Genomic DNA, 22,954 nt, shown 5'->3' on the forward strand with positions numbered 1-22,954 from the left:
GGACCGCCGCAGGCACGTTCGCTTGAAGGAAGGATTAGGCGCCACTCAGGTCGGCCAGGCCAAGTTGAATTGGAACTTGGTAGTCCGCGGCAATGAGGCTGGCTCGAAAGGACTTTCGAGGATGGATCGTGAGCTTGTGATCAACGATGGCAATGCGATCGACCAAGCTTGGAGCATCATCGTAGAACTTCACCTCTGCAACTCTAACCATCTTCGAGCGCTGCGTTCTCAGATTTGTGACTTCAACGAATACCTCGGTGGGTTGTGGATGCACGGGGACCGTTTGCTCAACGCGTACACGGTATTGCTTTGTCGCTTTGACCTTAAGGCACACTCTGAGCGCCTCGCCTTCTGACTCGACTGAGTGTCGAAGCACTTCAAGCGCTGGCGTCTCGGTTGGCGCAAGCATGCGCAGCGCTGAAAACGTTGCCTCGGTAACTACAGCCAGTTTTCTCTCGTCCGGCAGGGAATTGAACGCTGGATCCATTCCGCAGAGCACGAAGCGGTGCCAACGCTCCGTGGCGTATTCAGTCATACTGACTGCCCCATCGGGCAGAGATGGTGTAAAGCACAGGTAGAGATGATCAGCGTGACCGATAGACATTCCAAGTTCTTCGCACTTCATCCCGACGCGCTGGCCAAGAGCTACACATGCGCGTGGGAAACCATAGAGCTTCGATGCGTAGTTCGGCATGGGATGCTCGAACTGAGGGGGATCGATGCTCTCGAAGTACCGAATGTCGCGCAGAGGCTTGGGTGTTTTGAGTGGTGAGCGCATATTGACGCCTAACGTAGGAGATGACCGGCGACCAAGGGACAGGAGAGTCGTAAGCGCGGACGCCCTTGGGCGTCCGTGTGGACCAGCATGTTAGAGCATGCACCTAGAAGCACGTGCCCGCCCATGAACATCCGATGAAGATGGCTGTGAGTAGCACCGGCATGGCCATGGCCAATACGTAAGCCACGGCGATTGCAATTCGAACCCTGAGTGAGCACGGCATGTATTTGATCAGGCCGAACGCGCCGACGAACGGAAGCAGTAGCAGTACGGCCAAGAGTATCCATTCGGCAACTGTGCCATGCAACGAGCGAAACCGGGGAAGGAGCAGCACGCATACGCCGAGCGCCATGGGGCCGAATGAGACGGCTAGCGTCAGAAATTTCCAGGATGCAGCTATCGTCGGCCTCATGGACACACTAACGTGAACGTAATCGGCGACCAATGCCAGGTGCGACCGTAGGGAGCGGACACCATTGGGCGTCTGTGTTGACGGGCAAGTTAAGTCTCAACACCCGGGTGCCTCCGCAGCATTTCAGAAATATGGGTCGTTGCAACGATATCCTCTTTCAAGATGGCGATCGATCCTACCCACTTCCCCTGTGCCTCCAATGAATCACAGATGTGCACAGAAATGCAAAAACGGGCTGCATCGCCAACCAAAAGGTTCTGCAAACGTATCACGGCGGCCCAAGGGAATTCCCCGGCGCGAAAGATAAGCGAGCGAACTCCATCGCCGTAAAAGTCCTGATTGTGGAACCAGACATCAGAACTCTCCCAAGGACCAACAAGTGGGACTAATACCGCTTCGACTGATACTTGAAGATCACCGTCGATGTGGCCATGAGAGTCTCCCTGCTCGTCGAAGAAATCAGAAGATCCCTTCAGCTGTTGAACCACAGCCCAATACTCGTCCTCTGAGATTACGCTTCGAATGTTCAAGGGCATACGCTTTGAGACCTGACGTTTGACTTAAGCTGCCCGCGGAAGGCAGGTCCGCATTAAAAGAGGGTTAGGTCTCACAGCCACCTTCGCACCCTCTGTGTGTACGACGTGTAATCGTTACCAAACATGCGCCGCAGTACCCTCTCTTCGGGTTGAATCTGGAAGCGAGTGACATAGAGAACGAAGAGTGCAGAGCCGGCCAGAAGCGCAGGCGCTGACAAGTAGAAACTCCATGCCACCAGAAGCAAGGCGAGTGCGACGTACATTGGATTGCGAGTGATCCGATAGACACCGGACGTGACGAGCGACGATGCGTTCTCCGGCTTCAAAGGATTGACCGTGGTCCTGGCTCGCCGAAACGCAATGGTGCCGGCGATGCTGAAGTAGCCACCAATGACCGCGATGACGCCGGCTGTGACGATGCGAGTGGCGGGCGACAGTTCAAGCGTCGGCGCAACATTTCTAGCGATCCACATGGTGATCGCGATGATTAGCGCCACGAGCGGCGGTGGGATCTTGAGTTCTAGGGCGCGCATAGCTTGGACTCTGAGGCCTAACGTTTGACATGAGAGGGGGTGCCCGGCTTGCCGGGCCACATCCTCTCGATGGAAGGGCTAGGCGTCACTGTCGTCAGTGTCTGATGACTCACCTTGATGAGAAAGCTTGAGCCCACCTTTCCCGTCCGGTAGCCACACGGCCCCGGTTTCTGAGCTCGCATCAAAAAACCCAAGTTGATGCTTGGCTGCAAGGCTAAAGACCTGCTCATATGCGGCTTCTGCCTTGGACCAGGCGAACGCGGCGTAGATTGCATCCTTCCCGACGCTATAGTCGGTGACAGCCGAATCATCTTCTGGAAACTCTTCCGAAGAGAAGGGGCCGTTCATTGCCGGGTACAACTTGATCATCTCAAGGAACCAAGCCTGAAGCTCTGGTGTGGAGACCTTTGGATCGTCGTAGCTGTGATCCTCGGACCATTCGGATGTCTCTTCCCACCAGGAAAGAAATGCCTCGCGTTCATTCGGCGCCTTAGCGGGTGCAAAGACAAGCAAGTCATAGCTCATTCAGGGTCTCCAGGTGTAAGCAGTTCGGCTATGCGCCTTGTGACGCCTAACGTTAGATAACCGGCGCACAACACTTCGCGGCGACGCCGCCTCCTGCTGTTGTGGGTCCGTGTCGATTGATAGGTCAGGCTTCACCTGGTACTCTTCCAAGAAGATCGACGATTGAGTTCCAATAGCTTGAGTTGGGCACTGAGTCCATCATCTGAAAGCCAAGATTAATGGGGCGCCAAACTGCTCCGCCTATCAGGCGAACAGCCAGGAACGGATAGTCGAAGAAGTCCTCTTCATTTGGGGGTCGATCTGGCTTAAACCACTCGCCTTGCCTGGCCTTAAGCAAAACCTCACCGGCAAACGAACCGAAGGCATAGATGGACTTTGCTACCTGTTCCATCTTGGCACCGCCGGTTTTCCATTCTTCCAGAACGGAGTCGACTCGGCGCAGTGTGGATGGGGCAAAGGAGGAAATGTCGACGGCGTAGATCTTTTGCGTCATCCGAATGGCATCGTTGGCATATCCATCTACTGTTTCGATGGATGGCTGAAAGTGCAATGGAATCAATGTTGTCCCCTGAGGATTGTGTGAAATCTAACGTGTATGTGAGCGGTCGCCACAGGCGATCCACTCGGCAGGCGTGTCAGGAATCATCCTTTTCGAATGCTTCATTTGTGAGTTCCTCGTCAAGTAGCTCGTGCATCCAGGAGCCACCACCAGAGTAGACCAACTCCGCGTAGTCTGGCTTCTTACCTGTGCCTTTTGTAAAAGCCAGTACGGGATGCACATATTCCGCGCCAGTATTCATCACCCTCGACCCATCGACGATGCATGCCAAATGGAACGCCAGGTTCTCAGTCAACTCCTGCAGCTTCTTCTCCTTCTTCACTCCAGCTTCGACGAAGCCATCGCGGACCGTTATCAGGATCTCCAGCAGCATGCGTCGTTGGTGCGCCTCGAAGGCTGAAGAATCATTCACAAGGGTGCTCATTGATGACTCCTAACGTGAAGATAATCGGCGCCCACCCAAGGTGGCCGCGAAGCAGCAGGACGCCTTTGGGCGTCCGCGTTGACTGACCTGTCAGGTTTCAATGCCACGATTTCACCGATTCCATACGAATAGTGCGATCCCCATCAGAGATACCAACAGGACGAACAAGAGCACAAGATATGAAGGGTAGCCTAGCCAGCCGAAGTAGCGCAATTCCCGGCTTTGAAAGATCGTGTTGCATCCAGGGCAGCGAACTCCGAATAGGACTACCCCAGGTACCTCGTCCGCTCTCGTTGGAAGTAGCATTCCGAAAAGGCGAGCCACGGTAATCTTCAATCGATGAGCGCGCCCTACGAAGGACTTCCCGCACTCTGGACACACATCATGCTTCTCCATGAAACCCTAACGTAAAAATGAACGGACCACCAACACTTGCGGCGCCGCCGCCTCCTGCTGTTGTGGCTCCGTGTCGATTGACCAGTTAGATGTGCACGCAGGAGCCAGCTTGCTCATTGAGTACCTCCTGGCATTGGATCAGAACCATCACCCGGCGGAGGCGCTTTGCGTCTGCGAGGCTCCGCGTCGGCCAAGTGCACAAGCAAAACGCAGACTACTCCAAGGACAGGCAGTAGCCACACGATCAGGCATTGAAAGGTCTTCTGAGTCGTAGTCAGTGCCGGCGAAAGCACAACCCATGCAGCGAGGGCAAGGTTCGCCACGACCAGAACGACGACGCATATGGCGAGTGTGTTCATCATCTAAGGTCGGAAATGACCGGCGGCGCATAGGCGGGGGAGCCCGCCGCGACGACGTCCGTGTCGATTGACTTGTTAGGACTCAACGCCCCCTCCCCAAATGAGGCTCACGGGGGATTGCGACAGAGCGCCTGCGCAGTGCTCGCATGACTGTCACGAACCGAAAACCAGAATACACACCAATGATCCCCAGAGCGCTGAGGAAGAACTTTCCCATTTGGACATTCTCACGTTCAGCCTCCAAGCGTGTACTTGGTGAAACCAGTTCCTTTCCATTTATCCACAGGCCGTAGGTCTTTCGCGAGCCGTCCGCTTGCGGCGAAAACGAATGACGTTCTGGAATCCACACTCGTATCACAGGTCGCTGTCCCCACTCAACCGGCACGGAGGAGACTGCATCAGTCCAGAATCGGCCGGGGTAGCCGTCAACCTCAAAGGAAACCACTGAGTTGCCTCGACGTGGAGGCGGCAGTTGGACGATTGCATGCGCGGCTCCGCGAACCTCGACCAACGACGTTCCCGACATGCTCGGATAAGTCGCATACGTGCTGAAGCCGAACAACACGGAAGTGACCAAGAAGCAAGTCATCAGACCGAAGCCAACAAGTTGCATCACGCGCATGTTGAGTCCTCACGTTGGCGCTGTCCAGCACGCAGCAAGCGCCACGAAGCGGCAACCTGCTGCTGCGTGTCCGCGACGAGCAACCAGTTAGCCGTCTGTAGGCCGCCGGGCGTATGTGATACGAATGCCATCTACTACAACCTTAGATTTTGGTGTTGCGAAGGGCGGAGCATTGCCAGAAATATCCTCACTGTCAGGGTGAAACGCAACGGACAGATGAGAATTCGACTTCCACGCCACCGAGTAATGATGTACATCATCTGGTTCATTGGCCCATATCTTCTTTGGTCCAGTGGCCGTAATTCGCCAGACCTGCAACTCGTTATGCGAATGCGCGTAGTTGTCCCCGAACACAGCGAAATGCTTGCCATCTGGTGATACAACAGGTAGCGACGTGTCCGGCAGGATGGTGACACGCCCAACCTCTTCGTCGATGAGGAAGATCTTGTGGTTCTCCCAGCTATGACTGCTTACGATGAACCAGCCGAGCGCTGCCACGTAACCTTCAAAGAGAGGCTGATCTTCCCCATCACACGGGATTCCGCGAAACGCCTTGATCCTTCCGCCCTTCAGCTTGATCGCAAGTGTCATCTCTGTACGTGATACCGCGAGCGTCACTCTTTCACTGAAGGGTTCAATCTTCTTTCTTTGATCCGCGAAAGCTTTCGAATGGTATTCACCAAGGTAGCCATCGCCGATGTCATACCCGCAGAGGTTGTTGTCGAAGGCCATGGCTCCCATTGACCAAACGAGCAAAGCAATGGACAAAACGCTGCGCATAGGGTGGCTAACGTTTGACATGAGTGGCGGGCGACAGCTGGCGAACCCAGATGGTGCACCTCCCCTCGATGGAAGGGTTAGGCCGCACGACGTGCGCTCGCCTTTCGACGTTGGTAGATCCAGGCGCCATGCTTATTGAGAGCGATTTGTACGGAAGCCGCAATGCCTGCAGGACGAGGCAAACACGCTTGCAGAACCTCCCTCACTATTCTCAAAATGTCCGGAGAAGAGCTTGCTGCACTGAGGGCAACGGCTAGCCGCACGCCCCAAGCTTCCAATGGCCATGACACCGAAACCGGTGCAAGCAGCAGCGGTGAGAACACTGATGTGTTCGTCCAGGGGCCTAAGAGTGAATATGCCAATGAAGGCCGCACCGAGCACAAGCGAGCCTAGCCAGAAAAGACCTAGGAAGATCCGCATCCTTATTGCGAACCGCATCTGTTGTTCAGTGTTCATCGTGAGGCCTAACGTTTGACTTAAGCCGACCGCCGTAGGCCGGTCCGCTTGAAGGAAGGGTTAGAGGGCGCTGGCTGATTAGCCCACGAATACCAAGTACGCAATTGGCAAGATCACGACACTGCCAACGCCCCCCATGAATAACAGAGCGAAAACATCGAACCAAAGCTCTGTGATGGTTCCGATTCTCGCCTTCAATTTGCCATTTCCTTCGTGAATTAGCACGGTTACCGTCTCACCAATCTTTGGATGTCGCGAGGAACTGGTAACGCTACTTCTAAGGTTAGTTGACTGTCCATTATTCAGGCAAAATTCTACTCTGTAGTACCGCATCTGAATGCCGTTCATTCGGTAGCTCCATTCGCTCGCAACTTTGCCGAGTACACGATACGACTTGGCAATGAATAGAAACTGATGCGCTGCCAGTGCAAGGGCACTGAATAGCGCCGTCATTGCTACGAAAGTAAGGATCGCGACCGCGACGGATGCCACCATTTGCGCCCTCTATCGTTTGAGGTAAGCGGCAGAATCCGGTACCACGGGGGGCTGTCCGCTTGACCGAATGGTTAGACCGCACTCTGGCCGAGTATGCGTCGGACTTCTGCGAGAACAAGGCCGCGCCAGCCAGGAAATGGCGCGAGTGCAAGTCCCGGACCGGGAATCAGCGTTTGCCAAATGGCCACAGCTGGTGAATGGCATCCCATGGTCCTTGAGCGAAGCGCAAATGCGGCGCCTCCCCCTTTTTTAGTATGTCCTCCGCTGTAATCAAGTGATTGACCCGATCGATGACCTCCTGCGCTTCGATCGACACACTGTGCAAATTGATTTTCTCGGTACGCAGCTGGGCGCGCAGGCGCTCCAGCGCCTTGCGGAACGCTGGAAGCTGATGCAATTGATCGCGAGTCACGATGGTGCTGGTTATGACCAACAGCTGAAGCACACCTCTCTTGTTCATCAACGGACGCACCCGCGTCTCGCTATCAACAGAAGCCGCCACCTTTGTCACAGCAGCATCTATGAGTTTCATCACGGACTCGAACGGATCGGCCGGAGGCGCCGGAGGAACTACTGGTCCATCGTCATATAGACGGACCGGGCGAGCTGCAGTCGGGGATTTGATAAAGACATCAATGTCGCCCGGCAGGACCATGAAGCGAAACGCCACCGCTGCCTTGCCGAACTCGTCCTCAAGCTGTTGCCATCCGGCGGGGGGCAATGCGAGGAAGGCTAAGGTCAGCCCGATGGAGTCGACGCAACAACGAAGCTCCCCAACATGCGGTTGCCTCGACTGGGTGTGCCAGATCAGGTCGTCTTCATGATTGAGCATGTCATCCCAGCTACAGCTTGCGGGGGGCCTAGCCAGCATGCGTCGGGCCAGTTTCAATTGATTGTCTGGTGTCATGTCGAACCGGATGCTGAGTTTGTATTTTTGGTTGGAAGCAGTGCTACGGAATTCCAAACAACGGTCATTGAAACAGCACTACTTCACGCTCTAACTTAATGTATGCCGCAAAACCTGCGGTATAACCTGGCGCTTGCAATCTAATCTGGACATTAAAACCTCCCGTAATGCGCTTGCATGCTGGATTTCAAGGAAATATTCTCTAAATCCAAAGAGTCATAAAAATTCCGTGAACCCCGCAATCCTCCCTTGCAGTCTGCCCGCTTGCCGGACCAGGTCCGGGACCGGGTTCGGTATTTGCACTATAGCCTCGGCGCCGGGAAAACTTACCTGTACTGGGTTCGTTTTTTTCCCGCTAGGCATGGCCGCAACAGCCACATGGCGCATCCGCGCGACATGGGGGCACAGAGGTGGAAGCCGTATCCGTTTGCGCCTTGCACCTCGATGAATTACACCCATGTGCTAAAGGTTGCCTCTGGGCGGCACAGCCAGCCCGCTGGACGCCCTGCTCGCCTGATACGCTATTGATTTGATAGCTGCTCGCGCACATTCCGATTGGGCTTCAGCCCGTTCTAATACCTAAAAAGAGGCAAAAACCGCTTTGGAGGTCGCGCCAGAGCCTTTGCAAAGTGTGGCAGCGCCAAAATCCCTTGTTTTTGAATATTTTTTGGCCGTTTTTTGATATGAAACAAGCCTGCAGACCAATGCAAGCCTGCGCAAGCAGCTACTGATTTGATAGCGCCAACAAAAACGGCGCACAAGGCGCCGTCTTCGTTCCAGCCCCATGCAAGAGCCTCAGTGCGCGCCAGCCGCAGCATCGGCACTCCCCGCCCCCGCCTTGGTGTGCTGCGCCCAGAGAAGCAAACCAGTCAAGCGGTGTGCCGAAGGCGTGTCCGTTTGAGCGATGGGTTAAAACTGGCAGCCACGATGGGGGAAAGGGCCAGAGTTCGAGCACAAAGGTTCAGGATCCGAAGAAGTAGCGGCCGTTTCGCAGACCGAAAATCATGATGTCCGACTCTTTTACTGTGGCGCCACTGGGCAATTTGGTGCCGGAGAACTCGACCACCAACCAACCTTTCGGCTCTATGGTCGGGGTGAGTCCACGACTAACAGCCTGTTTGTATTGGGCCTCGTAGGTTGAAAATGGAACTATCTTTGCCGAGATGACACCTCCGCCACTCACCCGCCCGCCAAACTGAGCTTCCACAGGGCCGCGGTCTTGCTCGCGCGACAACGACACCAACGCCATGTACGACCGGACGTCTTTCTTTGCGAGAGCCGTCTTGTACGACTCGACAAGCTGCTCTGGCGACTGTGCACCTTGCGCGAGAGCCTGTGTCGCACTGAAGAACAGGAAGAGGGAAAAGGCGATTCTCAACATATCGATCCTCAAAGTTAAAGTTCAACGGGGTCCGGAACGCCTTAGGCAACGATGCCACTGATCCGCTATGGAACGGCGTTGTGTCACGGCTTCTGGCGATTGCAAATTTGAGTGCCATGTCAGCCCTCGCCCTTTGCGCGGAAACCGCAATGCCTGCACGATGAAGCAAGCACGCTGCCAGAATCGCCTCCATTGTCTTCAAATTTTCCACAGAAAAGCCCGTTGCACCTGGGACAGCGGCTTGCAACGCGTCCCAAGCCCGCGACGACCATCGCACCGAAACCCGTGCAAACAACAGCGGTAATGATATTGATATGTTCACCAAGTGGCCTAAGCGTGAACATGGCGATGAGACCCACACCGATCACGAGCAAGCCCGACCAGAAAAGCCCCAGGAAAATACGCATTTTTCTAATAAACCGCGCGTCTTGTTCAGTGATCATTGCGAAGCCCAACGTAGATGAGAGCGAGCGCCGAAGGTGGCCCGCTCGAATGTCATGTCCAGTGGCGACTGGCGCTTCATGACGGGAAACCTGTTACCAGTGCTCTCCGCCTCTTCAACAGTGGCAACACCACATGGAAATTTCTTATGAGATCGTCCTCGGACATGACGACGACAGGGAACCTCACCTGGAACACCCCCAAAACGCCCTTCCGATGCACCACTGATATCCAGAATCCCGGCCCCGAACTCTCCCAGGAAATGCCCACCTGCCAGCCATTTGGATCGGTCACAAACAAGTCTCCATTCTTCTTTGGCCAAGGACCAGGCCAAGGTATTCCGATGTAGCCAAGTGTCCAACCATCGCGCTCCGAACGGGCAATGGTGTTTTCTTCGTTGTACGTATTGATACGATGCATCTAGAGCTATTTAACGTTTGGCACGAGAGGCCGGGCTCGACTTGCCGGGGGCGAGTCCTCTCGATGGAAGGGGCAGCCGTCACTTGGCACATTGCTCTGCCCGGTCGAGAAATTTTAGCCATACGATGGATGCGGTATGTGGAATTAATGTGCCAGGCAACCTCAGGGCTTCTGGGCTAGTCGAATTCAACGTTGAGGCGAGCCTCATACGCAGTGCATTGCCGACAAACATAAATGTGGCCAGAGTGCATGCCGTCTACCCGTTCCTCGGAACACCAGTACACATCAAGCTTCATCCCGCAGCCAGCGCAATAGGAACGCGAATGAACCGAAAAGACAAACGCAACGAGACCAATGAGAACGCAAAGGCACATGGCAACAAATGCAGTTGTCATTTGTCCGGTGGCAATGCCCCAAATCATGCAAGCAAGGCCACCACAAGTTGTGACAATGAAACCACCGATCCGCAGTGCGTAGAAGGCCTTTGAGCGCCTGAGAATTGCCCGCATGCTGAAACTCTTGAAGTCTATGAGCTGTGCTTGTTGCATGATGCCTAACGTTGAACTTGACCGGCGCACGAGCCAGTTGCGACCGGAGTGAATGGACGTATCTGTGCGTCCGCGTCGAAGGACCTGCTAGAGCTCATTTTCGTGGCCCTTGCGATTTGTTCCTGTGGCTTCCTTCAAAGCACTCAAAGTGGCTGATGCAAGCTCCTCTTGCACGTTGAAGGCCTGCTTTGCTAGCGCCGCCTTAAGTTCGTTGATTGGATTCTTTTCAATCCCCTTCTTCAGGAGGAAAGCCGGGCCGGGAAAGAAAACATCCAGGCTATTTGGAGCATTTTCAATTGAAAACTTCTCTACCGGCTGAACGGAGGCCACGGCGATAGCTCTTTCACAGGGAGTCAAGCTTGCTTCTGCTGCACACAATTGCCATGGAAGAATCGAGATAAAGAATAGTGCGATAGTTTTTCGACCGGCGCGCAGCGGCGTCCTGACCGACGCGAAGTGACGGGCAAGACGTCCGCTCGACAGAAGGGTTAGGCGTCGTTCTCACAGCGACGCCGACTTCTCAAGTTCCAGGTTGCCCTCGATGAACTTGAGCTTGAAGACAAGCCGGGAGATACGCCATCTGTCCGGGAACGGCAGCAACTGCAGTTCGTACGTGCCCACGAAGATGCGGCTCTTCAGGCCGATCGCTTTGCCCCGGTGGTGGAAGGCCACGCCGTGGCATCTGACAAGCGCTTGATTACCACTGACCTCGGTTCGAAGGTTGCCAATCTGATGGTGAACGTGGTCGAGCGGCTTGAATCCGGCAGCCCATGCCTGAGCCACCTGGTTTGGCGTCATTTCGGTCGGCGTTCCACCGACCATGGAGGTCATGTCCAGCGTAAAGGGGCTGGTAAAGCAACTCTCCAGCGCTGGCCAGTCTCGTTCGTCGGTGGCAACGAACATCTGAACGACGGTGTCCTCGACTGCCAGGCGCATGGCCAAGTCAGATGCAGACAAAGTGAGAGACATTTAGAACCTCCGAGTGAACGCGCCGCATCTTGCGGCGCCTAACGTTTGAATTAAGCGGCGTGCCGGAGGCACGTCCGCATGAAGGAAGGGTTAGGCAGCATTGCGCACTGAATGAATGATCTTGTACCCGAGGGCGCGAGCGGCAGGTGTATCAAAGTAAGCAGAGATCTGAACATGCCCCATGGGTGCGATGACATAACCGGAAATTGATTTATAGGAAGACTTTTCTCGGGAGTAATCTTCTTCCGGCAATTCGTATGTCAGCCGGATAAGCTTCCCGGTGCGTTCGATCTGTTGCTCGCCTCGAAGATCGCTGGCTGTTTCCAGAATTGAAGCTAGCCGCTCCTCTTCGGATGTGCCTTTGTCGTTCCCCCAAATGGTGACCCAGAAGGTGAGTGTTGCCCTCCAGAGAACAAGGCTTCCATCTTCTATTCGTCGATTAAACGTTTCAGGAAGAGCGACCGCCCATTCATCGGTCATTTGATAGGTTCCCGTGACGACTGGATAGTCTGGATGCAGGCTCATGGCGGCTTCTGATGTTGTCTAACGTCTGAAATGACCGGACCACGACGTTTGCGGCGAGACCGCCCTCTGCGGTTGTGGGTCCATGTCGATTAACCAGTTAAGTGGCATGGCCTCAAGTGTCGACAGAGACATGTGTCAATTTACCTTCTTCGAAGTAGCAGGTGTATAGAAATTTCGAGTTGTTAGTAAGACACTCAAGGGCAATGTCCCACTCAGCGTTTGGATCCCCGTCCAATGGCACGCCTACGCCGGCAAGAGTGAATGCCAGGCGCCAATCGGACGGAAGGTTTTCGCCGTAGATTTCCTTGTGGCGTTCCCCGAGCTCTGACAATACAGGCCCAACGACGCTATCAAGATCGGTTGTGACGCGCTGAAAGAAATCGATCTGTAATTGGGTGGGTTCCGCTGCGTCGCGCGTATCGATCGAAATCGAAATGCCATCCTCACCCTCATATACCTCATGCACCCAGTAAGGACCTTTGGCCCCACTTTCCAATGTGAGAGTGCCAAACACTGGGTGCCCGAGCGTCACAGTGGGCGACCGGCGAAAGAGGTTAGACAGGAAACCCATTGTTCGTGCCATTTAACGTTTGACTTAAGGGGCCTGCCGAAGGCAGGTCCGCTTGAAGGAAGGGTTAGCCCGCACCCTCACGATAGCCATTGCAGTGCCCCGTCGCCTCGGGACGCCGCGTCTCGGTAGAAGACGACAAGCTGTTGGTAGCCTTCCATTAAATAGTCGAAGGCGTCTTCTCCGTCTCGCACCCAGATCACGTCCGGGTATATGTCCTTGGCTTTCATGTCTTGTGGATCGAAGCGCTCGCGCAATGCTTCCAAGGTCAGGTTCGAGAGCGCGTCCGAGACGGCAGAGACCTGAGCCGGCGTGAGAAATCGAGCGGGCCCATATCCGACCTCTGGGCCGAATTCTTCACCACCGACGACAGCAAGACTTAGCGGCAGCGTTCCACCTTCGGCCTGCCCGGTAAGCAGGTAGTGGATTCCATGCCAGGCTTTGTCGACATCGATGTAGTACGGTGGCTCGTCTTCCCCGTCGTTGGGGTAGAGGTATTCCTCGATCGCCTCGGGATCGCTGCGCAGCTGATTGAGGGTCTCCGGCGATACGGGAGCAAAGCAACCAACCATTCCCATGGTAATGAACTCCTATTGATGATGAGTGCGGGCTAACGCCGCCGCTAAGATGCGCGCGCATTTTTTGCGCGCGTCGCTCTTGAGCGGCTTGTTATGTTTCTTCGATGCGAGAAAGAAATGCATGCGGGTCCTTTACGAAGCGTGTTGCTTCCGATTGCTTTGCGTATGCCAATAGCGATTCCGTGTCACAAGGGATAACGTGTTGAATCCCTGGGACCAAAATTGCTAATTCGAAGTCCTGCGCCAATTGCGAGATGGCAACGAAGAGTGCGTCATTCGGAGCTCGAAGGTCAAATCGAACGGCGAGTGATGAGACGGCGGTGCCCTCACGCCAAAGCTGGATGTCTTCTGTCTTGTCTGAACCCCAGCATAAGCATTCATTGTGCCAAGACTTACTGCCCGGCAAGAGCAAGCCGAGATGCTCGATGAGTTTTGGATCGGAGTAACCCAACCAAGCTATGGAGGCGTCACAACCTTCCTCAGTGAAGAGTGACGCAACATCGCCGCCAGCGTCAAGCCACTGCCTTGGAATGAGTTCAACCTTAAACTGCCAGAGCGCCATTAGTTGTTCTTAAGAAACATAACGTTTGGCATGAGCGACGTGTGGGAGCGGGCGGAGCCCGCTGGAACACGTCCGCTCGATGGAAGGGTTAGGCGTCAACATTCTCACGCTTGGCATAGATAATCGCGAGTAGCGAACCGAACGGAGGGTTTCGAATGAAGCGCAAGTTCGGCGCGGATATCAGCGCATACCCCGTGGAGCTCTTGACTGGGGTCTTCGATGCGATGAGCGTGTGTAGTGCATTGCGACGAAGCCCGAGATTTCGCTTGGCATTTGCAAGAAGTTCGCGGGTCGTTCGCCTCGGGCTCGCACCGGTCGCGGTGAGGTAAAACCCCTTCCAGTTTCCCATTCGCGCGAAGCTCCGGCCGTAGACGCCAGGTGCGTGCAGGCGAACACCGAGCGCGCGCTGTTGCAGGCTAAGCGGCCAGTCTCCGCGCTTGTCTTCATAGAATACGCGCGGGTCCTGCGCTCCCCGCGGTGTGTGGAGGAGCCAAAGGCCGTAGCGAAGAACAGTGCGTGGCATTGTTGACGTCTAACGTTGGACATGAGCGGCGCCGGGAAGCGTGGGTAGCACGCTGGAAGATGTCCGATCGATCGAAGGGTTAGGTGGCTTTGTGCGCCGCGTTGGCGGCAGGCCGCGATCGCTAACCTCGTCAGCCAGCAAGCCAAACAGCGCCATGCATACCAAGAGCGCCAAAGCCCACGGCAGATTGCTACGTATCCCTCCCGCAGTTTCTCCAAAGAAATGAAACCAATAGTTCCTTTGCTTTGAGGGAAGAAGCACCAAACAAATCGGAAGAGCAACACCCGCGAGAACGATGAGCCCGGTGCCCCAGAACCAATCGCGAAAGTAACGGAAGAAGGCTTCTGAATTCTCCCCGTGCGCATATGCCATGTACGGATTACTGTTCTTTCTTTTAATGAGCACCTCACCATCAATGAACGTTTCCCAGCCGAGGTAAAAAAAGTAGCTGCCAAAAGCGACCAATAGGGCAGACGCAATGAAGAGCCGTACGATCCCGCCCCTTCGGCTTGAAATGACTGATCGTGCCATAGCCGCCACCTAACGTTGGAGCTGACCGGAACGCAACACATGCCGCACAGCGACCTCCCGCAGGTGCGTTTCCGTGTCGAGCGACCAGTTAGAGCTTCTTGCCGTCGGCTTCATCGGTCACCATCTTTCCGTCCACTACGAACTCCTTCAGCGATGCGGCCTTTTTTCCCACCAAGAGGTAGTAGGCTCCAACACCGATGAATGCAAGCCCACCCAATAGAGGTTTAACCGGTACAGGTCCGTCACCGAGCAGGACGACAAGTACGATAGCAATTCCAATTAAGACTGCGCCTCCACCGGCGATCTGATTTCTCATAATTCCTCCTACAGAAAAAGTTGTGAAACTGGCGATACCACACAAGAAGCCGAGAGTGTCTCCCAAAGGCTCTAACGTTTGAGCTGCCGGGCGTGCCACACGAGCCGCGAAGCGGCCTTCTGCTGTGGCGCGTCCCAGCCGAGCGACTTGTTAAGGCGCATTCTTCACCTCCGTCACCATAACCACAAGCTTCCGCATGTGCCACGCAGTGTGTTCATGAAACACAGTACCGCGAGCAACGATGGATTTTCCCTTAGCAGCATACAATTTTTTTTTTCGAAGTGCGGGATCCTGTGCGATGAGTTGAAGTTCGCTAACGCAAGGTTCGTCGGAGTTGATGGGGTTCAAACCATCTGCGTTAACAGATACGGGCGTTGCGAGCTTCATGATAGGGTACTTCATCGTCGTCCCATTGGGGTGTCGGGCACGCGCGACATGCACTTTCCCCGATACCTCTACGACGCTGGGCTCATATTGAATCGGTCGGGCGTTGTCGCAGGTCTCCGCAACGGCCGGAACCATGGTTGCAACTAGAACGAGTGGTAGGTAGCGCATGCGCCCTTAACGTAGAGATGACCGGACCACCAACATGAGCGGTGGAGCCGCCTCCTGCTGTTGTGGGTCCGCGTCGATTGACCAGTTAAACCGCTTCACTCGCTGGACTCCAGCTGAACGACCTTGGTGCGGCCCAAATAATCGCCGAGGCGGCGCCGCTGCTTACCAAGAATAAAGACGGCATCAATCACCCCAAGCATCATCGCGAAATTCCTAACTAAGGATTGCCAGTAGCGGCAAGGTTCCTCAGTTGTGACGTGCACCACCGCCGTGCGCGTAAACCGTTTTCCCACGCTCTGCCCACCGGGCAATCCATCACACAAGAACACGTAGAGAAAGAAGCCTAGCAATGCTAGCTCCAGGGGGAGCGCGAGGGCTTTGGCGGAAATGTAGAAGATGACGCCTGCTGCGATTGCAACCAAATCGTCCAGGAATTGGGAAGTGAATCTCTGCCCAATAGACGCGAGGGGTTTGCTCATATGGAGGATTGCTTTCTCGGAACTGTGTTGCGGTTTAACGCTGAAGTTGTGGGACGGCGCAGCCGTCCCAAACGAACGACCAGTTAGGCAGCATCTTAAGTCCGGGGCGAGCGCATGTCATTCGTAGTCTTTAAGCAGGGTAGGGTTCCCGGCAAGAATGAGCTTGCCGTTGAAACGTACATGCCAGTCCGGATCGAATTCGTTGTGCGCGTGAATCTGTAGGCCGCCATCTACCAAGCCGATCGTAAGGGGAAGAAGGCCCGGACTTGGCCTCGCCAGCAACTCAACGGAATGGCCAGGCGAGAGAACTACCTCTTCCGGGATCATTTCCAAGAACAGGCGCATCTCGACTTTAGTGTCGTTTCGGAATTTTCCGACCGTAGGGTAGTGCGTAGGCTGCATTTGGTAGCTGTCTAACGTTTGACATGAGGGGCGGCCAAGGGCGCTAGCCCTTGGACGTCCCTCTCGATGGAAGGGTTAGCTTTCACTGAACAGGCTTCGGAGTTGACTCTTCTTTTAACGGGATGCAGTCTTGCTCGCCGCACCGTAGGATGCCAGCCAAGTCTTTTTCGCGTGCATCTGTCATCACCTCCCAACATCCCGCAATTGCCACTCGCCTGAAACTACCGCCTTCCCATCCTCCGGTTGCGAAGATGCACTCGGAACCTCGGAACTCCAACCAAGCTCTTTGAGACTTGCGCAGTTCTTCTTTTGAGTTAGGGCTTTCGATCCGTCGCATCAGCTCGCTGTAGGTGTCGTTGAGTTGAACGTCTTTGATGTGATACCGATACCAAGCGCAGAGAGCCATGTTTCCAGTGCCGTCGCATCCCTTCTTGATTTCGGCTCGGATTTCTTTCTCTGTAAACCCGTGGTTTGCTTGCGCCATGCTTCGAATTGCTCGATCGTTCGCCAGCGCGGAAGCGCTCAGCAGCACAAGAAGTATCGGAACGAGGATTTGCTTCATAGTGAAAGCTAACGTCGGAGTTGACCGGCGACCGCCGCCGGGGTGTCCGTGTCGAACGACCTGTTAGAGCGCACACCCGGAACCAAAGAAGTGCTCATGCGAAGAAGGCTTTCAGTGTGAGAACAGCGAAGAGGACTGTCATGAGGGAAAACAGCCAAGCTAACCAGCCGAGCCCCAAGAATGACCAGCGGCTCACGCGAGATTGGCGCTGAAGCTCGTCGTGTTCCGCAAGCGTCATGTGCTCCTGACATTTCTTCCATTCTCCAGGCCAGAAGCGGGCCGACGGCTCTCGCACGGGAGCATTCATACGAAAGGCGTCGATCGCCAAGGCGGCACATGCAGCAGTGAGAAGCAGCAACAGCCAAGCCAACATTGCGCTCTAACGTCGGAGTTGACCGGCACGCAACGCTCGCCGCGAAGCGATGGCCTGATGTTGCGTGTCCGTGTCGGGCGACCAGTTAAGTCGAATGCTCATCGTATTACTCCCTCAACCATTTGTTCAAGCTGCTTCGTGCGCTCCTGCGTTTCAGACACCCGGCACTGCTCCTCGGCAACAACACACCAAGTGGTTGGGCAAGACCCTCCCCATTCTGTCTCGATTCGCCTTGCGCAAGAAGCGTCTCTAACCTCATGAATCCAAAGTCGTTGTTCGACGCGAAGCTTATCTTTCTGAACCTGCGATAGTGACGACATTAACCGCCGATAAACGAGGTTGAGTTCGGCATCCACCTTCTCGAACTCCGAACCCGCTTTCGATTGTGCGCAGTTTCGATCACACTCGGTTTGTCCGAAAGCCCCCGACGCAAACAGCATGAAAAAAAGCGCGGCGTATTTCATGCGACTTAACGTTGGAGGTGAGTCGCACACAACGGCTTGGCGCCGCGAGGTGCACGATCACCCGCGCGCCTCGCGGCGCCAAGCTGTTGTGCGTCGGTCTCGACCGACCTGTTAGGCTGCGCGCCGACTTTATGACTCATTTCGCTTGGACATCTTTGCTTGCTGTCGCCGCCGAGGACTGAAGGCGAACAAAGCCCCTCCTACCCCAACTACCCCCACCCCGAACATTGTGGTAATCAAGTACACGTTGCCGAAGCTGGCCAGCCAAAGAACCAAAGCTATTGCTATTGCGAACACAACGCCGCCGGCAACTTGAACTCGGCTCGCCGGTATAGCTGTGTCAGGGCGAAAAACAGTGGGCCGCCAGCCATTATCGGCAGAGAAGTCAGCGCCGCACTTCTCGCACCGGAGGGAAGCAACGTCGACTATAGAACCGCAATTCGGGCAGTACGACATAGCAGCCTAACGTTCGCGCTCAGCCGAACGGGCCAGCATAGCTGGCACGGGTCGGATGGAGCAAAGGGTTATGGATGCCACGCTGAACCTCTGGGACCTGCACTGGCGAGCAAGGCAGTTGCTTTGTCGATGATCGCGGTAGGAACGGCGGACCAATGCCAGTCACCAGCGTCAATGGACGCACGAACGAGTTGAACTCGCGCGGCTTCGGCGTCGACGCAGCCATAGTGCGCAACTGCCCCGCGCTCCCAGAGGTCGGCCGTGCAGCGACCATGAGCGAGTGCCTGCAGCAATTCAACGAGAGGCAACTGTGGATTCATGTCGTATAACGTTGGAGGCCACCGGCACGCAGCATGAGCCGCGAAGCGGCAACCTGATGCTGCTTGTCCGCGTGGGCCGAATTGTTAGAGCGAATACTAACGGAGCGGTGAGCCATTTGGATTGATCGCCTCTTCATCACGCCTCGTCGGGTAGTACTTCATTTTCACGTCAAGTTCGAAGAACAATAGGCCATGAATACCCATGGCATCTCGCTTCGGAATCCGGCGTGTCCAGATCCGCTCGAATGCCGCACCGAGCTCTTCACCCGGCCCCCGAGCGTAGACTTCATCGATAAAGGCAACGTCTTCTCCACTCGGATAGATGAGCGAGAACTCTTCGTCCGTCGCTTGGAAGATGTCATACACCGAGTTGATGGCACCGTCTATGACCTGGATGTTCTTCATGCGCTCTAACGTAATGTATGCCGCAAAACCTGCGGTATAACCTGGCGCTTGCAATCTAATCTGGACATTAAAACCTCCTGTAAGCCGCTTGCATGCTGGGTTTCAAGGAAATATTCTGTAAATCCAAAGAGTCATGAAAATTCCGTGGACCCCGCAATCCTCCCTTGCAGTCTGCTCGCTTGCTGGACCAGGTCCGGAACCGGTTTCGGTATTTGCACTATAGCCTTGGCACTGAGAAAACTTACCTGTACTGGGTCCATTTTTTTGTCCGATGGCATGGCCGCAACGGCCACATGACACATCCGCGCGACATGGGAGCACGCGAGGTAGAAGACGTATCCGTTTGCGCCTTGCACCTCGATGATTTATACCCATGTGTGGAACGTTGCCTCTGGCGGTACAGCCAGCCCGCTGGATGCCCTGCTCGCCTGAAATGCTATTGATTTGATAGCTGCCCGCGCACATCCGTATTGAGCTACAGCCCGTTTTATGCCTGAAAATAGGTCAAAAAATCGCCTTAGAGGCGGCTGCAGGGCCTTTGCGAGGCATGGGAGCGCCAAAACCCCTTGTTTTTGAGCATTTGGGGGCGGCCTTTAGATACGAAACAGGCCTGCAGACCAATGCAGACAGGCGCAAGCAGCTACTGATTTAATAGCAAAAAAAAGCGGCGCACAAAGCGCCGTCTTCGTTCCAGCCCCACGCAAGGGCCTCAGTGCGCGCCCGCAGCGGCATCCGCACTCCCCGCCCCCGCCTTGGTGTGCCGCGTCAGGAACACCAGCGGAATCAGCAGCAGAAAGATCAGCGCGGACACATAGAACACGTCGTTGGCGGCCAGCATGTAGGCCTGCTGGTCGACCAGGCGGTTGATGGTGCCCAGCGCCTGGTCGGGCGTGAGGCCGGCGCCGGCCAGGCCAGTGAGGGCGCTGTTGGTGGCGGTGCTGCCCTGGTTCACGTATTCGCTGATCTGCGCGTGGTGCATGGCGGCGCGGTCTTGCCAGATGGTGGTGGCAATCGAGGTGCCGAAGGAGCCGGCGGTGATGCGCACGAAGTTCGACAGGCCGGAGGCCGCGGGAATCTTGTCGGGCGAGATGCCCGACAGCGTGATGGTGACCAGCGGGATGAAAAAGAAGGCCATGGCCACGCCCTGGATGATGGTCGGGATCATGATGGTGCGGAAATCGGCCTGGGTGTTGAAGTTGGACCGCATCCACAGCACCAGCGCAAACACCATGAAAGCAAACGCGGCGAAGCGGCGCGGGTCTACCTTGGCGATGTTCTTGCCGACCACGGGCGACAACAGCAGGGCAAACGCGCCGACAGGCGCCAGCACCATGCCGGCCTGCGTGGCGGTGTAGCCCATGTACTGCTGCAGCCACAGCGGCAGCAGCACCACGTTGCCGAAGAAGAGGCCGTAGCCCACCGACAGCGCCAGCGCGCCGGCCCAGAAGTTGCGCTTCTTGAACAGCGTGAGGTCGACCACCGGGTGTTCTTCGGTGAGTTCCCAGATCACGAAGGCGATCAGGCCGACCAGGGCGATGATGCCGAGCGCGATGACTTCACCAGAGTGGAACCAGTCGAGCTCCTGGCCCTTGTCGAGCATGATCTGCAGCGCGCCGACCCAGATAACCAGCAGCGCCAGGCCCACCGAGTCGATGGGAAGCTTTCGCGTGACGCTTTCGCGCTTCCTGAAGATGCTCCAGGTGATGAAGGCAGCGCCGAAGCCCACGGGGATGTTGATGTAAAAAATCCAGGGCCATGAGATGTTGTCGGTAATCCAGCCGCCCAGGAGCGGCCCCATCACCGGCGCGATCAGCGTCGTCATGGACCAGAGCGCCATGGCCAGCCCCGCCAGCGCTTTCGGGTAGCTCGACAGCAGCAGCGCCTGCGACAGCGGGATCATGGGCCCGGCCACCAGGCCCTGCAGCACGCGCAGAAAAATCAGCGTGGTCATGTTCGGCGCCAGGCCGCACAGCCACGAGGTGATGACAAACAGGATGACGCTGGTGGTGAACAGCCGCACCTGGCCGAAGCGCTGCGACAGCCAGCCGGTGAGCGGCACGGCAATCGCATTGGCCACGCCAAAGCTGGTGATGACCCAGGTGCCCTGGTTGGGGCTGACGCCCAGGTCGCCGGCAATCGCGGGCAGCGACACGTTGGCGATGGACGTGTCGAGCACGTTCATGAAAGTCGCGGCCGACAGGGCCAGCGTGCCCCACAGGCGGGCAGAGCCTGTCAGCGGTGGCGGCTGGACATAGGCGGAGGCGGGAGCAGGTGCGGAAGCCATGAAAGCCTTGCGAATAAGGGGCTGGTGGAAACCGCTACGGGAGATCGCTGCGGTTGCGCGGGCTGGAGATGTGGGGTTGTGGGTTGTGCGAGGCTTGTGACTTACGGCGCCACACGGTTGCCAGCCAGTGACAGCGTGTGGCTGAACGCGAGGCGCTGCGCGTCGGCGCCGGCCTGGGCGGGCGAAACGGCCCCACCCTGCGGCAGGGTCGGCCTGACTGCGACGGCGGGCTTGGCCAGCTTCACGGATTTGCCGGTGTTGGCGGCGATGACACGCTGCACGTCCTTGTCGGCGGCATCGTCCTGCGTGCCGTAAGTCTGGGTGTGTGCCAGGGCGGCGTCGCGCGGCGCATCGGCCAGGGTCTTGCCGTCCTTGCTGCTCACGTCCACTTCGGCGTCCATCGACAAACCCACGCGCAGCGGGTTCTCGGCCAGCTGTTTGGCGTCCAGCGCGATGCGCACCGGCACGCGCTGCACCACCTTGATCCAGTTGCCGGTGGCGTTTTGCGCGGGCAGCAATGAAAAGGCGGCACCGGTGCCGACGCCCAGGCCGGCTACCTTGCCTTTGTATTCCACCTTCTTGCCGTACAAGTCGGCCACCAGTGTCACGGGCTGGCCGATGCGGATTTTGCGCAGCTGGACTTCCTTGAAGTTGGCGTCGACCCAGACCTGGTTGAGCGGGATGATGGACATCATCGGCGCGCCGGCGGCCACGCGCTGGCCGAGTTGCACCGTGCGCTTGGCCACATAGCCATCTACGGGCGCCAGCAACGCGGCGCGCTGTGTGGCCAGGTAGGCCTCACGCACCCGGGCGGCAGCAACCTGCACGCTGGGGTGTTGCTCGACACTGGTGCCTTCGGTCAGGGCCTGGTTGCTGGTGAGCTGCTCACGCGCAGCGACCACACCGGCCTGCGCTGCGGCCAGCGCGCTCTTGGCGGTGGCCAGCTGCGTCTGGGCGTGGTTGAGTTCTTCCTTGGACACCGCGCCATTGCCGGTGAGCGATTGGCGGCGGTTCAGGTCGTCGCTGGCGCGGGCGATGTCGCTTTGCGCCTTGACCACATCGGCATCGCGCAGCGCGATCTGCGCGGCCAGCGTGCCGTTGTTGGCGTAGAGCGTGCGCACCTGGCGCACGGCCTGGGCCAGTGCGGCTTCGGCCTGTTCCAGCGCAACTTTGGCATCGGCCGGGTCAAGCTGCACCAGTGTCTGGCCGGCTTTCACGAAGTCGGTATCGTCGGCCATGATGGCCATGACGGTGCCGCCAATTTGCGGCGTGATCTGGATCACGTTGCCCTGCACATAGGCGTTGTCGGTGGACTCGTAATGGCTGGCCACCAGGTATTCATAGGCAGACCAGCCCAGACCAGCAACGACCACCACGGCTGCAAGCGCGGTCAGCGCCCTTTTGCGTTTGGGGTTTCCTGCGGGCGGCTGTGCTGGTGCATCGGAAGCTGGGGCGTTGGTAGATGTTGTGTCGCTCATGATGGTGTCAGGTGTTGGTTGATTCGGGAACG

At 56.5% G+C, this 22,954-nt stretch carries 29 protein-coding genes; 1 reads left to right on the forward strand and 28 read right to left on the reverse strand.

Features of this window, described 5'->3' with window-relative positions; genetic code table 11:
- Positions 1 to 34 precede the first annotated feature (34 nt).
- From AC1DU8_RS13510 to AC1DU8_RS13635, 26 genes are all read right to left on the reverse strand, one after another.
- On the reverse strand, positions 35 to 778 hold the full coding sequence (locus AC1DU8_RS13510; RefSeq protein ID WP_477726862.1) for a hypothetical protein: 744 nt from the start codon (positions 776 to 778) through the stop codon (positions 35 to 37).
- A gap of 501 nt (positions 779 to 1,279) precedes the next feature.
- Positions 1,280 to 1,720, reverse strand: coding sequence for a hypothetical protein (locus AC1DU8_RS13515; RefSeq protein ID WP_477726863.1), 441 nt, complete (start codon positions 1,718 to 1,720; stop codon positions 1,280 to 1,282).
- Between the two features lie 77 nt (positions 1,721 to 1,797).
- The gene (locus AC1DU8_RS13520) at positions 1,798 to 2,259 is read right to left on the reverse strand and encodes a methyltransferase family protein (RefSeq protein WP_477726864.1); all 462 of its coding nucleotides are present in this window, start codon (positions 2,257 to 2,259) and stop codon (positions 1,798 to 1,800) included.
- Between the two features lie 78 nt (positions 2,260 to 2,337).
- Positions 2,338 to 2,784, reverse strand: a complete 447-nt coding sequence (locus tag AC1DU8_RS13525; RefSeq protein WP_477726865.1) for a hypothetical protein — start codon at positions 2,782 to 2,784, stop codon at positions 2,338 to 2,340.
- Positions 2,785 to 2,908: 124 nt separating this feature from the next.
- Complete coding sequence (locus AC1DU8_RS13530; RefSeq protein ID WP_477726866.1) at positions 2,909 to 3,343, reverse strand: hypothetical protein; 435 nt, start codon at positions 3,341 to 3,343, stop codon at positions 2,909 to 2,911.
- A 76-nt stretch (positions 3,344 to 3,419) separates the two neighbouring features.
- Positions 3,420 to 3,767 carry a hypothetical protein gene (locus AC1DU8_RS13535; RefSeq protein WP_457279027.1) on the reverse strand — a complete coding sequence of 116 codons (348 nt, stop codon included), beginning with the start codon at positions 3,765 to 3,767 and terminating at the stop codon, positions 3,420 to 3,422.
- A 1,464-nt stretch (positions 3,768 to 5,231) separates the two neighbouring features.
- A complete protein-coding gene (locus AC1DU8_RS13540) occupies positions 5,232 to 5,876 on the reverse strand; it encodes a hypothetical protein (RefSeq protein ID WP_457279028.1) in 645 nt (214 codons plus the stop codon).
- Positions 5,877 to 7,041: 1,165 nt separating this feature from the next.
- Entirely contained in the window at positions 7,042 to 7,839 is a 798-nt protein-coding gene (locus AC1DU8_RS13545; RefSeq protein ID WP_477688883.1) for a hypothetical protein, read from the reverse strand.
- Between the two features lie 904 nt (positions 7,840 to 8,743).
- Positions 8,744 to 9,163: a hypothetical protein gene (locus AC1DU8_RS13550; protein ID WP_457279030.1), complete on the reverse strand. Its 420-nt coding sequence runs from the start codon at positions 9,161 to 9,163 to the stop codon at positions 8,744 to 8,746.
- 119 nt (positions 9,164 to 9,282) lie between these two features.
- The gene (locus AC1DU8_RS13555; protein WP_477702812.1) at positions 9,283 to 9,606 is read right to left on the reverse strand and encodes a hypothetical protein; all 324 of its coding nucleotides are present in this window, start codon (positions 9,604 to 9,606) and stop codon (positions 9,283 to 9,285) included.
- Between the two features lie 76 nt (positions 9,607 to 9,682).
- Entirely contained in the window at positions 9,683 to 10,024 is a 342-nt protein-coding gene (locus tag AC1DU8_RS13560) for a hypothetical protein (RefSeq protein WP_477726867.1), read from the reverse strand.
- 176 nt (positions 10,025 to 10,200) lie between these two features.
- Positions 10,201 to 10,572, reverse strand: a complete 372-nt coding sequence (locus AC1DU8_RS13565) for a hypothetical protein (protein WP_457279033.1) — start codon at positions 10,570 to 10,572, stop codon at positions 10,201 to 10,203.
- Positions 10,573 to 10,659: 87 nt separating this feature from the next.
- Complete coding sequence (locus AC1DU8_RS13570) at positions 10,660 to 10,902, reverse strand: hypothetical protein (protein ID WP_457279034.1); 243 nt, start codon at positions 10,900 to 10,902, stop codon at positions 10,660 to 10,662.
- A gap of 171 nt (positions 10,903 to 11,073) precedes the next feature.
- Positions 11,074 to 11,541, reverse strand: coding sequence for a nuclear transport factor 2 family protein (locus AC1DU8_RS13575; RefSeq protein ID WP_457279035.1), 468 nt, complete (start codon positions 11,539 to 11,541; stop codon positions 11,074 to 11,076).
- A gap of 90 nt (positions 11,542 to 11,631) precedes the next feature.
- Positions 11,632 to 12,066, reverse strand: a complete 435-nt coding sequence (locus tag AC1DU8_RS13580) for a hypothetical protein (RefSeq protein ID WP_477726868.1) — start codon at positions 12,064 to 12,066, stop codon at positions 11,632 to 11,634.
- A 112-nt stretch (positions 12,067 to 12,178) separates the two neighbouring features.
- Complete coding sequence (locus AC1DU8_RS13585) at positions 12,179 to 12,637, reverse strand: hypothetical protein (RefSeq protein WP_457279037.1); 459 nt, start codon at positions 12,635 to 12,637, stop codon at positions 12,179 to 12,181.
- A 77-nt stretch (positions 12,638 to 12,714) separates the two neighbouring features.
- Positions 12,715 to 13,212 (reverse strand): YfbM family protein, encoded by a 498-nt coding sequence (locus tag AC1DU8_RS13590; protein ID WP_477702855.1) that lies wholly within the window; start codon positions 13,210 to 13,212, stop codon positions 12,715 to 12,717.
- A gap of 91 nt (positions 13,213 to 13,303) precedes the next feature.
- Positions 13,304 to 13,774, reverse strand: coding sequence for a hypothetical protein (locus AC1DU8_RS13595; RefSeq protein ID WP_457279039.1), 471 nt, complete (start codon positions 13,772 to 13,774; stop codon positions 13,304 to 13,306).
- 532 nt (positions 13,775 to 14,306) lie between these two features.
- Entirely contained in the window at positions 14,307 to 14,828 is a 522-nt protein-coding gene (locus AC1DU8_RS13600) for a hypothetical protein (protein ID WP_457279040.1), read from the reverse strand.
- A gap of 88 nt (positions 14,829 to 14,916) precedes the next feature.
- Entirely contained in the window at positions 14,917 to 15,144 is a 228-nt protein-coding gene (locus AC1DU8_RS13605) for a hypothetical protein (RefSeq protein WP_457279041.1), read from the reverse strand.
- 150 nt (positions 15,145 to 15,294) lie between these two features.
- Positions 15,295 to 15,531 carry a hypothetical protein gene (locus tag AC1DU8_RS13610; protein ID WP_477726869.1) on the reverse strand — a complete coding sequence of 79 codons (237 nt, stop codon included), beginning with the start codon at positions 15,529 to 15,531 and terminating at the stop codon, positions 15,295 to 15,297.
- Positions 15,532 to 15,794: 263 nt separating this feature from the next.
- The gene (locus AC1DU8_RS13615; protein ID WP_477688877.1) at positions 15,795 to 16,178 is read right to left on the reverse strand and encodes an RDD family protein; all 384 of its coding nucleotides are present in this window, start codon (positions 16,176 to 16,178) and stop codon (positions 15,795 to 15,797) included.
- A 117-nt stretch (positions 16,179 to 16,295) separates the two neighbouring features.
- Entirely contained in the window at positions 16,296 to 16,580 is a 285-nt protein-coding gene (locus AC1DU8_RS13620; RefSeq protein WP_477726870.1) for a hypothetical protein, read from the reverse strand.
- An 82-nt stretch (positions 16,581 to 16,662) separates the two neighbouring features.
- Complete coding sequence (locus AC1DU8_RS13625; RefSeq protein ID WP_477726871.1) at positions 16,663 to 17,142, reverse strand: lysozyme inhibitor LprI family protein; 480 nt, start codon at positions 17,140 to 17,142, stop codon at positions 16,663 to 16,665.
- A 471-nt stretch (positions 17,143 to 17,613) separates the two neighbouring features.
- The gene (locus AC1DU8_RS13630) at positions 17,614 to 17,979 is read right to left on the reverse strand and encodes a lysozyme inhibitor LprI family protein (RefSeq protein WP_477667734.1); all 366 of its coding nucleotides are present in this window, start codon (positions 17,977 to 17,979) and stop codon (positions 17,614 to 17,616) included.
- Positions 17,980 to 18,851: 872 nt separating this feature from the next.
- Complete coding sequence (locus AC1DU8_RS13635) at positions 18,852 to 19,160, reverse strand: hypothetical protein (protein ID WP_477667736.1); 309 nt, start codon at positions 19,158 to 19,160, stop codon at positions 18,852 to 18,854.
- Positions 19,161 to 19,339: 179 nt separating this feature from the next.
- On the opposite strand from AC1DU8_RS13635, the gene AC1DU8_RS13640 reads away from it, so the two are divergent.
- On the forward strand, positions 19,340 to 19,603 hold the full coding sequence (locus AC1DU8_RS13640; protein WP_477727054.1) for a phage integrase N-terminal SAM-like domain-containing protein: 264 nt from the start codon (positions 19,340 to 19,342) through the stop codon (positions 19,601 to 19,603).
- 266 nt (positions 19,604 to 19,869) lie between these two features.
- Here the strand turns inward: AC1DU8_RS13640 and AC1DU8_RS13645 are convergent, their stop codons facing one another.
- Positions 19,870 to 21,444, reverse strand: coding sequence for a DHA2 family efflux MFS transporter permease subunit (locus AC1DU8_RS13645; protein ID WP_457279047.1), 1,575 nt, complete (start codon positions 21,442 to 21,444; stop codon positions 19,870 to 19,872).
- Between the two features lie 101 nt (positions 21,445 to 21,545).
- Positions 21,546 to 22,922 carry an EmrA/EmrK family multidrug efflux transporter periplasmic adaptor subunit gene (locus tag AC1DU8_RS13650; RefSeq protein ID WP_477726872.1) on the reverse strand — a complete coding sequence of 459 codons (1,377 nt, stop codon included), beginning with the start codon at positions 22,920 to 22,922 and terminating at the stop codon, positions 21,546 to 21,548.
- Positions 22,923 to 22,954 lie beyond the last annotated feature (32 nt).

This window comes from Polaromonas sp. P3_A5, from assembly GCF_056403055.1.

What these genes read in the sequence shown, in the direction of transcription:
- AC1DU8_RS13550 (WP_457279030.1), bottom strand. Translation starts at nt 9,163, where the DNA reads ATGTTGAGAATCGCCTTTTCCCTCTTCCTGTTCTTCAGTGCGACACAG.
- AC1DU8_RS13520 (WP_477726864.1), bottom strand. Translation starts at nt 2,259, where the DNA reads ATGCGCGCCCTAGAACTCAAGATCCCACCGCCGCTCGTGGCGCTAATC.
- AC1DU8_RS13525 (WP_477726865.1), bottom strand. Translation starts at nt 2,784, where the DNA reads ATGAGCTATGACTTGCTTGTCTTTGCACCCGCTAAGGCGCCGAATGAA.
- AC1DU8_RS13575 (WP_457279035.1), bottom strand. Translation starts at nt 11,541, where the DNA reads ATGTCTCTCACTTTGTCTGCATCTGACTTGGCCATGCGCCTGGCAGTC.
- AC1DU8_RS13625 (WP_477726871.1), bottom strand. Translation starts at nt 17,142, where the DNA reads ATGAAGCAAATCCTCGTTCCGATACTTCTTGTGCTGCTGAGCGCTTCC.
- AC1DU8_RS13650 (WP_477726872.1), bottom strand. Translation starts at nt 22,922, where the DNA reads ATGAGCGACACAACATCTACCAACGCCCCAGCTTCCGATGCACCAGCA.
- AC1DU8_RS13585 (WP_457279037.1), bottom strand. Translation starts at nt 12,637, where the DNA reads ATGGGTTTCCTGTCTAACCTCTTTCGCCGGTCGCCCACTGTGACGCTC.
- AC1DU8_RS13600 (WP_457279040.1), bottom strand. Translation starts at nt 14,828, where the DNA reads ATGGCACGATCAGTCATTTCAAGCCGAAGGGGCGGGATCGTACGGCTC.
- AC1DU8_RS13645 (WP_457279047.1), bottom strand. Translation starts at nt 21,444, where the DNA reads ATGGCTTCCGCACCTGCTCCCGCCTCCGCCTATGTCCAGCCGCCACCG.
- AC1DU8_RS13615 (WP_477688877.1), bottom strand. Translation starts at nt 16,178, where the DNA reads ATGAGCAAACCCCTCGCGTCTATTGGGCAGAGATTCACTTCCCAATTC.
- AC1DU8_RS13565 (WP_457279033.1), bottom strand. Translation starts at nt 10,572, where the DNA reads ATGCAACAAGCACAGCTCATAGACTTCAAGAGTTTCAGCATGCGGGCA.
- AC1DU8_RS13595 (WP_457279039.1), bottom strand. Translation starts at nt 13,774, where the DNA reads ATGGCGCTCTGGCAGTTTAAGGTTGAACTCATTCCAAGGCAGTGGCTT.
- AC1DU8_RS13630 (WP_477667734.1), bottom strand. Translation starts at nt 17,979, where the DNA reads ATGAAATACGCCGCGCTTTTTTTCATGCTGTTTGCGTCGGGGGCTTTC.
- AC1DU8_RS13560 (WP_477726867.1), bottom strand. Translation starts at nt 10,024, where the DNA reads ATGCATCGTATCAATACGTACAACGAAGAAAACACCATTGCCCGTTCG.
- AC1DU8_RS13540 (WP_457279028.1), bottom strand. Translation starts at nt 5,876, where the DNA reads ATGGCCTTCGACAACAACCTCTGCGGGTATGACATCGGCGATGGCTAC.
- AC1DU8_RS13580 (WP_477726868.1), bottom strand. Translation starts at nt 12,066, where the DNA reads ATGAGCCTGCATCCAGACTATCCAGTCGTCACGGGAACCTATCAAATG.
- AC1DU8_RS13635 (WP_477667736.1), bottom strand. Translation starts at nt 19,160, where the DNA reads ATGAAGAACATCCAGGTCATAGACGGTGCCATCAACTCGGTGTATGAC.
- AC1DU8_RS13535 (WP_457279027.1), bottom strand. Translation starts at nt 3,767, where the DNA reads ATGAGCACCCTTGTGAATGATTCTTCAGCCTTCGAGGCGCACCAACGA.
- AC1DU8_RS13610 (WP_477726869.1), bottom strand. Translation starts at nt 15,531, where the DNA reads ATGAAGCTCGCAACGCCCGTATCTGTTAACGCAGATGGTTTGAACCCC.
- AC1DU8_RS13620 (WP_477726870.1), bottom strand. Translation starts at nt 16,580, where the DNA reads ATGCAGCCTACGCACTACCCTACGGTCGGAAAATTCCGAAACGACACT.
- AC1DU8_RS13555 (WP_477702812.1), bottom strand. Translation starts at nt 9,606, where the DNA reads ATGATCACTGAACAAGACGCGCGGTTTATTAGAAAAATGCGTATTTTC.
- AC1DU8_RS13605 (WP_457279041.1), bottom strand. Translation starts at nt 15,144, where the DNA reads ATGAGAAATCAGATCGCCGGTGGAGGCGCAGTCTTAATTGGAATTGCT.
- AC1DU8_RS13590 (WP_477702855.1), bottom strand. Translation starts at nt 13,212, where the DNA reads ATGGGAATGGTTGGTTGCTTTGCTCCCGTATCGCCGGAGACCCTCAAT.
- AC1DU8_RS13510 (WP_477726862.1), bottom strand. Translation starts at nt 778, where the DNA reads ATGCGCTCACCACTCAAAACACCCAAGCCTCTGCGCGACATTCGGTAC.